The following is a 7,574-nucleotide window of genomic DNA, read 5'->3' on the forward strand; positions in this document are numbered from 1 at the left end:
CAGACAATAACGTTTACCGAACTAATTGATAAGTAAAATCGATTGCTGGTTCGCACCAGTTCTCCCAAAGACACCCCGCACGAGCTAAGGTTTCACGACTTCAATCCGTTCGGAACGGGACTCGGAAACCAGTTCCATGACAAGCGCCCCCAACACCAGCGCTGCGATCCTATAATCTCCGAACTGGCAGAGGGTCACGCAATTCTCTGAGAGCCCCACATTGACGTCGGGAAACGTATCCGGAGCCGCTCTGGTATTCGAGCCGCGAAACTCATAAGTGATTTGACCACCGGCGACTGTTTTCCCATGATAATCGGGAAGACGGCAGAGTAGATCCTCCAGTATTTCATCTGTCAGTGAGTCGCCGGTCCCGTCAGGATGAATTGAATATTCAGATCCCATGTTACTGTTCCAGGTATGTTAGAGGAATTCCTATCACTTAAATCCGGACAGGGCTGGTAAACTGGTTTGCCTCCTGCCCCTTCGCTGGCTTCAGAGCCACAGCAATCTTCCTCCTGGACTTTCTCTGAATCATCAGCCGATAATCTCCCGGCACGACAGTCAGAAGACGGAAACAGGTAAGATCAGGACTCTTTTCCCTCTGAATAGCCCCGCTGATTGCGTTCGACGTGAACGAACTCATTATCCTCATTCAGGATCAGGCATTCAATCTCTGGTGTCTTGGCTGTCATCTCTTGAGAAAATACGAATGCTTCTTGCCAGGTTTCAAAATAATAACGGGAATCATCATCGTTTCCCTGCTGATATTCTTGCTGTCTATCTAATATAATTCCCGTACTCAATTCAACCAGGAGAACTTGATAATAAGACTTACTCATCGCGACGACCATTCGATAAAAGTGATGTTACCTGTTTGAGCTCCAGTATAATAATGATTTCATTCTCGCAAACGAATTGAAACTTCGTCAAAATGAATCAGTGCCTCTTCGTAGGGGCCATACCGGAAATTGAAGAACCGGTAACTCACAGCAACGGGAATCAGACTTCGGATGAGCTTTATTCAATCACTGGACCTGGATCAGATACTCAATCTGGCTGAAGCAATTCTCTGGATTTCGATTGCGGGTCTGTTTCTCGTCCGGCTGCCTCGGTTGCAGCAAAACAGAGATTTAGCCATCACCTGCAGCATCGCATTCGCGCTGTTCGGAGTCTCCGATCTGATCGAAATCTCAACCCGCGCCTGGTATCAACCCCTTCCACTGTTCATCCTGAAAGCAGTCTGCGTTATCACGTTCATCACGGTATACATCACCTACCGCAAACGTCGTAGCGGGAATCTTTAAAAGAGCCAGGCACCGTTATTGACCACGAGTGATCAAACGGATGCAGGGATCGGCTCTGCGTTCCCGATGCTACTGGCCACAGTGCCGAGAGATCGTGCTCAGAACCATTACACATAACATCATGATCCTGCACCAAACTAGACCTTTTCTACAGAGCAGGTCAGGACTCTTTTATCCCCCCCGTTAATTACCTAACCCGAACTCTCATAACCCTGGATCAACTTTTGGGGGCATTCCACTGTTCCATCGGTATTTATCGTCGCACGAAGTATTTGTATCTTTGATCTCATTTTTTAATGCATTTCTCAAATACGGTTCGAACTGCATATGTACTTTTCTGTCATCGCCTATTCAGTGCATCCGACCGTGAATATCGGCGCAACGATCCGGCGCCATTCTTGCATGTGGCATTCGGCATCCATGCTGGTGGTCATGCGTTTCGAAAACCGTCCGTCTAGATGGGGAACAATCAACAGATCCGTCTCGAAGTAGGTCCCGACCTTAATCCACGTGATTTGTAGCCCCCCATCATTAAGAATACAGTCTACCGTCCCATCTTCCTTACTGGCGTGCAGCAACTCCATAGCTACATACCCCTCAACTAAGAACTCGGCATCTTCATCAACTGGTATGCGAACCTTCCCAACCGGCACTGGAATCTCAAGCCATTCAATGCCCTGTTTCTGTAGGGCGTTCGGAATTTCTGATGGTACGACGTTACGGTGAACCTCCACCGAATACGCCTTATCACTATCCAACACTAGACAGAGTGTGTTTTTTGTCATCATTTCTTTATCACGTGATCTGGACCAACCGGGAAGATGTGAATAACGTTTCCTTTTGGAGAGATAAAAGGGGTCAGCGACAATCCTGTGCGGCACAGTTAATGCTACCTTTATAAATTCACCGCGAATAGAGAGGTTTCGTGTATTTCGTGACGTTCGTGGTTTGTAAATTGGTCAATCTGCAGACAGGAAGGCGCGTTGACCGCTTGAGACATCTGTTATGCCACGAGCAAAGCGCGCCGAGATTGAAGAACAGGACATCACCGGGCTGAAGTACTTCCGTCAGTTGGGAAAACTGGGGACAAATAAAGGGGTCAGGACTCTTTTCTGGTGCGTGGTCTGCCTCGGGGTCGGGTGGTGCTTTCTAGTGACAGCCTTTGGGCGGTGTTGCTGGCCCATTTTTCGTTGCCGAAAGGAGTGCCGCGGACAATGCATTTTCGCAGGGCGGCCAGTTCGGCGTCGGTCTGGGGTTTGTTAACCAGGGCCCGCCAGTTTCGAGGCAGCGGCGGATTCTTGAGTGGCGCCAGCCATTCCGGCTTAACTTGCTTCTGCTGCCGGGCCCAGGCGGAGCCAAACTCCCACTCTTCTGCTTTCTTGACCAGATTCGCCCGCAACGGATTTCGTTCGACATAACGCATGACGGTCAGTAAATGGTCGTCCGATTGAATCGGAAACGATTTGAAGCGTCCCTGATAGAGATGCCCGGTGCCGCCCGTCGCGTAATGAGCGTGCCAGCGCATCGTGTGAGTCACGGTGAGCCATCGGAAGAAGTCCGTCAACTGGGTATCTGTCGTGGGCCGCACAACAAAGTGCCAGTGGTTGGGCATCACAGACATCGCAAAGATCGGCAGCGGATTCTTCTGCCACGTCTCCTCGACGACTCGCATGAACGCAGCATAATCGTCCGGCTTCTCAAACAGAGTCAGCCGCGCAACAGACCGGTTCAGCACATGAAACACCTCACCGGCAGGACAAATTCGTTTGGCTCTAGGCATGTCCCAAGTCTAGCAGAAACCAGTGAGAATGAAAACAGAAAAGAGTCCTGACCCCTTTTTATCCTCAGATATAGAAATACATGTCGCAGTGATCACTATGTTTTCTCAATCACTTTTTCCCTTGAAAGGGTCATCTGTTGGCCCGACTTTGCCATACCTTAATCTTGATTTTGGATCTCCCAAAGCTTTTGCCCATATCTCATATAACTTTTCTCTCTCAGTTGTTTTATACTCAATTTTATATTTTGTCTTCTTGGAAGACTCTAATTGAACTGACATTCCATACCATAAAGGGTAATTATCTGTAACCTCGAAGGGAGGGCCCCAATGAAATACCAGTATGACATGACAGATCGCAAAACGATCTTTATTCATCAGATTTTTCAAAAGCCATTTTTCATCATCCCTTGTAATGTCTTTCAAATACCGGTCAGCTCGCTCTGAAATTTGTGGTTCCAGACCGAAAAAAGTTCCATGCCAAATCACATCCGAGTTGTCTAATACTGGATCCCCCCTTTTGGAGAATGGTTTATTGCTACTATTGATACACGCTGTTGCTATCGCAGTACTAATAATACAAATTAGACAATAGATTGAGAAAACTAATCTTTTTGTTAGCATGGTTTACCTCTCATTTGTGGATAAATAAAGGGGTCAGGACTCTTTTCTGGTGCGTGGTCTGCCGCGGGGGCGGGTGGTGCTTTCCAGTGACAGCCTTTGGGCCGTGTTGCTGGTCCATTTTTCATTGCCGAAGGGAGTGCCGCGGACAATGCATTTTCGCAGGGCGGCCAGTTCGGCGTCGGTCTGGGGTTTGTTGACCAGGGCCCGCCAGTTCCGTGGCAACTGCGGATTCTTGAGTGTCGCCAACCATTCCGGCTTAACTTGTTTCTGCTGCCGGGCCCAGGCGGAGCCAAACTCCCACTCTTCTGCTATCTTGACCAGATTCGCCCGCAATGGGTTGCGTTCGACATAACGCATGACGGTCAGTAAATGGTCGTCCGATTGAATCGGAAACGATTTGAAGCGTCCCTGATAGAGATGCCCGGTGCCGCCCGTCGCGTAATGAGCGTGCCAGCGCATCGTGTGGGTCACGGTGAGCCGTCGGAAGAAGTCCGTCAACTGGGTATCCGTCTTGGGTCGCACGACAAAGTGCCAGTGGTTGGGAATCACGGACATCGCAAAGATCGGCAGAGGATTCTTCTGCCACGTTTCCTCGACGACTCGCATGAACGCAGCATAATCGTCCGGCTTCTCAAACAGAGTCAGCCGCGCAACAGACCGGTTCAGCACATGAAACACCTCACCGGCAGGACAGATTCGTTTGGCTCTAGGCATACCCTAATTTTAGCAGAAACCAGTGAGAATGAAAAGAATTAAGAGTCCTGACCCCTTTTTCTGTTCTTAAAGCAACTACCGCAGCGTATCTTGATTGTCCGCATCAACGATTTGAGAAGTACTTCACGGCCAGAATGTCTGCTGATGATGATCGAAGTCCACTGCTGGGTATCCTGTACTCAGAATCTTTAACCCTTTCCAAAGGGATATCTGTCTTACGTCTACTCCAGTAAGAGATGTCTGTTCTGCCAGCAGACGCCCCAAGCGTGGAAAGAGTAAATGAATTATTTCAATTGAAGCCCCAGATACACGTGTTTCACTGACATCCAGTGAAGACAGCTCTGGAAAGACAGATTGTCTGCGCTGCTGATCTTCGAAAACAACTTCGGATCTAAATAGATCAAGTCGCTGGAGCGTCTGCTTACAATTCAAATTTTGAATTGTCGCATCGCATGCATTGGTCTCCGGTAAAGCCAAATGAGTAAGATTTTGGTGACGGCATATCCATTCTTTTGAGACTGCATCCAGGAATTGCTGACGAACAGTCAGTTTCTTTAACTCTGGAAAATCTTGAATCCTAACAACATCCACTAGATTATCCGGAGAATGATAGAGAATTAAATAATCCAGTTGCTTTAGGGAATCTATCGTTAGCATTTCCAGTAAGGACTGCTGACAGTTCCGTAACACTAATTGTCGCAACTTGGGCAATCTCAGGGGTGCCTTAAATCTCATTCCTGCTGACTCAGGTGTCACATTCAGCGATTCAACTTCGACCATGCGATGCTGCTCTACCGCATTCGGCTCCCTGGTAACCGAGGCAGCAAGTCTGTTCTCACCGAAAGAAAAGAGATCAACCATAGAGCAAATCTCTACAAAATAATATTATATTGAACGGGCAGACGGCCTTGATAACTGTTTCAGAATATTGCTTCATTTTGCTCATGAATCAGCTTCTGTAAGAGATCATTTAATCCAGCCTTATCACTTCCCTTTATCGTTTCTCCATTTAAATAAAACTTAGTTTTATTCAACAGGGGACCATAAAGGGGTCAGGACTTTTTTCTGGCGCGTGGTCTGCCTCGGGGTCGGGTGGTGCTTTCTAGTGACAGACTTTTGCAGTGTTAAAGAGAAAAGAGTCCAGGCCCCTTTTTCTGTTCAACTCCAGACAGAAGCGATTTTACAAAAGATTCGATTCTGTCATAGACCAACGTACGCACAAATCGGAAAATGACAGTACCATTCGTTCCTGACACCTTTTTCTCTCCGCTGACAGCTATTTCTGTCTCACTATTTTTTTAGTCTCACTGGAAGATGAATGTAATCACCGTAATTAGACTTCAACAAGTTAACCATTACTTCATGAGAAGTGCATTTAACTAGATAAAGCTTACCCCCCCATTTTTGCCAAAATAGGTCTCCAGATTCACTCATCTGCACATCAATACCTAAGTCTTGAATCTCTATTGGTATTGCGAAGCAATTCTTATCAACAGCACCATAATCTAATGTGCAAAGTTCGTACAGTCGGATGACGTCATCAGGAGATTCCAAGCATAAATTAGAACATAAAGAACTAAAATCTTCTGGAGATTCAGCCGGCGCAAATACATTTAATGTGGAACGTTCTACAACCATTAGAAAGCGTCTGGGCGGCTTGGATGTTGTTTGAACCCCGATGAATTCAAAGTCACCGATTTTAAATCCTAAAACACCTTTCCAGCCTTTACGAATAGTCGTTGTATTAGTGTTATAAACTTGATCAGCATAATCTTTCACAACTTGCAAAGTAGCTTCAGATGGTTTTAAAGATTGTAATCTTATTTGATCTAGAGAAATAGTCATTATTGGCCTGTTAATATTGAGCGAATTGCACGAAGATTTGCTCTAGCTTTCCCACTTAGGCGAGTTCTTGCTCGAACTTGTCCGTAAACTTCAACGACGAACTCTTCTATATTCTCCCATGTCTTAAATTGAAAATAAGGTTGATTTTTCAATCTAAATATTTTTTTTACAGCATTGTTCAATGGATTTAAAAGCTTATGGCCGTGTTCATGATATGCAGCGGCTCGCAAGTCATGTCGCCAATGTCTTTCGAAGTAATCTGCATCATCTCTAATATTTTTTCGATTATAAGAGATTTCTAGAGTATTAGAATCGAATTCTGCAAGAGCATTCGGATTTTCTGTTCCGAATTTAGACTTCACATTTTTGTTATGCACAAGGGTGCCGAGTTTGCCTACTCGGTAGACGTGTTCGCCGTGGACTTCCAGATTGTAAACAGGTTGATTGGATCGGGGGGTGAGCGAGACCACCTGTCGGGGGCCGTAGCGGGTGTCGACGTGTTCTCCGGGGTTGAGATCACCGGCTTTGAGAAAACACTGGCGATCCACGGACCAGTAGGGATGGTTGGTGGTCACCCCCGTTGGCTGACTGTCTCCTTCTATAGTTAAGTCAATCAGGTTGTCGGCGGATTTGTGAATGTACTTTCCGGTGACGACATTTCCCGGCCCCGGTCGGATCGGAGGACAGGGGCCGACATACGTCACCACGGCTTCGCCGTTCACGTGGAGCTCGGTAAGTTCCAGGGGGATCCTGTTCCCCTCCCAGATATTTTGAGCATAAATCCACCCCAGCGGGCGCAGCAACTGAATCGTAACTTCTTCCTGCGATTCATCAGCAACCTGCAGATGCACTTCCCGCCAGAAGGTCGGATCGGGATTCTGGAGATTCTCCGGCACTTCTTCGCGTAGAGGATTCGTTCCCAGTGTCCGCTGTCCCAGTTCAATCTGACTGATGGGACAATAACCGACTTCCTGTTCGGCTCCTTGTGAAATTGGGGCACTGATAAACTCGGCTTTGTATTTCGACACAGTCGATCGATCAGGCGCCGCCAGCCAGAACAGGCTGCCCGAAACCAGAAATGTACCAAACAGACAAAGCAGTCCAGCCAGACTGATACCGCCTTGATTATGGGAGTATTGTTTTCGTTTCATTGTCGAGTTCCAGTCATAATCACATGCAGGCCGGAAGCCTGAGTATGGTTTTCAGAATTGATTGCGGGATTCTGTGCTTAACATGTTCATACTTTCCCACATTACATTCTTGTGACAATTACACTTTGTATAGAAAGCCACTTCATTCAATGAACTTCT

10 protein-coding genes are annotated in these 7,574 nt (G+C 47.0%); 1 reads left to right on the forward strand and 9 read right to left on the reverse strand.

What is annotated here, in order from left to right; all coding sequences use genetic code 11:
• Positions 1–84: 84 nt before the first annotated feature.
• Together HG66A1_RS20950 and HG66A1_RS20955 are read right to left on the reverse strand one after the other, a co-directional pair.
• Positions 85–402 carry a hypothetical protein gene (locus HG66A1_RS20950; RefSeq protein ID WP_145188491.1) on the reverse strand — a complete coding sequence of 106 codons (318 nt, stop codon included), beginning with the start codon at positions 400–402 and terminating at the stop codon, positions 85–87.
• Positions 403–584: 182 nt separating this feature from the next.
• On the reverse strand, positions 585–839 hold the full coding sequence (locus HG66A1_RS20955; RefSeq protein ID WP_145188494.1) for a hypothetical protein: 255 nt from the start codon (positions 837–839) through the stop codon (positions 585–587).
• A 171-nt stretch (positions 840–1,010) separates the two neighbouring features.
• Between HG66A1_RS20955 and HG66A1_RS20960 the strand changes: the two genes are divergently transcribed.
• Entirely contained in the window at positions 1,011–1,304 is a 294-nt protein-coding gene (locus tag HG66A1_RS20960) for a hypothetical protein (protein ID WP_145188497.1), read from the forward strand.
• A 347-nt stretch (positions 1,305–1,651) separates the two neighbouring features.
• Here HG66A1_RS20960 and HG66A1_RS20965 read toward each other — a convergent pair whose 3' ends face one another.
• From HG66A1_RS20965 to HG66A1_RS20995, 7 genes are all read right to left on the reverse strand, one after another.
• A complete protein-coding gene (locus HG66A1_RS20965; RefSeq protein WP_145188499.1) occupies positions 1,652–2,092 on the reverse strand; it encodes a hypothetical protein in 441 nt (146 codons plus the stop codon).
• A gap of 311 nt (positions 2,093–2,403) precedes the next feature.
• Positions 2,404–3,039: a transposase gene (locus HG66A1_RS20970; RefSeq protein WP_232106629.1), complete on the reverse strand. Its 636-nt coding sequence runs from the start codon at positions 3,037–3,039 to the stop codon at positions 2,404–2,406.
• 150 nt (positions 3,040–3,189) lie between these two features.
• A complete protein-coding gene (locus HG66A1_RS20975; protein WP_145188505.1) occupies positions 3,190–3,705 on the reverse strand; it encodes a hypothetical protein in 516 nt (171 codons plus the stop codon).
• Between the two features lie 33 nt (positions 3,706–3,738).
• Positions 3,739–4,374: a transposase gene (locus HG66A1_RS20980; RefSeq protein ID WP_232106630.1), complete on the reverse strand. Its 636-nt coding sequence runs from the start codon at positions 4,372–4,374 to the stop codon at positions 3,739–3,741.
• 168 nt (positions 4,375–4,542) lie between these two features.
• On the reverse strand, positions 4,543–5,280 hold the full coding sequence (locus HG66A1_RS20985) for a hypothetical protein (RefSeq protein ID WP_145188538.1): 738 nt from the start codon (positions 5,278–5,280) through the stop codon (positions 4,543–4,545).
• A gap of 429 nt (positions 5,281–5,709) precedes the next feature.
• Complete coding sequence (locus HG66A1_RS20990; protein ID WP_145188541.1) at positions 5,710–6,264, reverse strand: hypothetical protein; 555 nt, start codon at positions 6,262–6,264, stop codon at positions 5,710–5,712.
• Positions 6,264–7,292 (reverse strand): hypothetical protein, encoded by a 1,029-nt coding sequence (locus HG66A1_RS20995; RefSeq protein ID WP_197996732.1) that lies wholly within the window; start codon positions 7,290–7,292, stop codon positions 6,264–6,266. The genes HG66A1_RS20990 and HG66A1_RS20995 overlap by 1 nt, the downstream gene beginning before the upstream one ends.
• Positions 7,293–7,574 lie beyond the last annotated feature (282 nt).

The organism is Gimesia chilikensis (assembly GCF_007744075.1).
Taxonomy (GTDB): Bacteria; Planctomycetota; Planctomycetia; order Planctomycetales; family Planctomycetaceae; genus Gimesia; species Gimesia chilikensis_A.

What these genes read in the sequence shown, in the direction of transcription:
- HG66A1_RS20975 (WP_145188505.1), bottom strand. Translation starts at nt 3,705, where the DNA reads ATGCTAACAAAAAGATTAGTTTTCTCAATCTATTGTCTAATTTGTATT.
- HG66A1_RS20990 (WP_145188541.1), bottom strand. Translation starts at nt 6,264, where the DNA reads ATGACTATTTCTCTAGATCAAATAAGATTACAATCTTTAAAACCATCT.
- HG66A1_RS20955 (WP_145188494.1), bottom strand. Translation starts at nt 839, where the DNA reads ATGAGTAAGTCTTATTATCAAGTTCTCCTGGTTGAATTGAGTACGGGA.
- HG66A1_RS20960 (WP_145188497.1), top strand. Translation starts at nt 1,011, where the DNA reads ATGAGCTTTATTCAATCACTGGACCTGGATCAGATACTCAATCTGGCT.
- HG66A1_RS20950 (WP_145188491.1), bottom strand. Translation starts at nt 402, where the DNA reads ATGGGATCTGAATATTCAATTCATCCTGACGGGACCGGCGACTCACTG.
- HG66A1_RS20965 (WP_145188499.1), bottom strand. Translation starts at nt 2,092, where the DNA reads ATGATGACAAAAAACACACTCTGTCTAGTGTTGGATAGTGATAAGGCG.
- HG66A1_RS20985 (WP_145188538.1), bottom strand. Translation starts at nt 5,280, where the DNA reads ATGGTTGATCTCTTTTCTTTCGGTGAGAACAGACTTGCTGCCTCGGTT.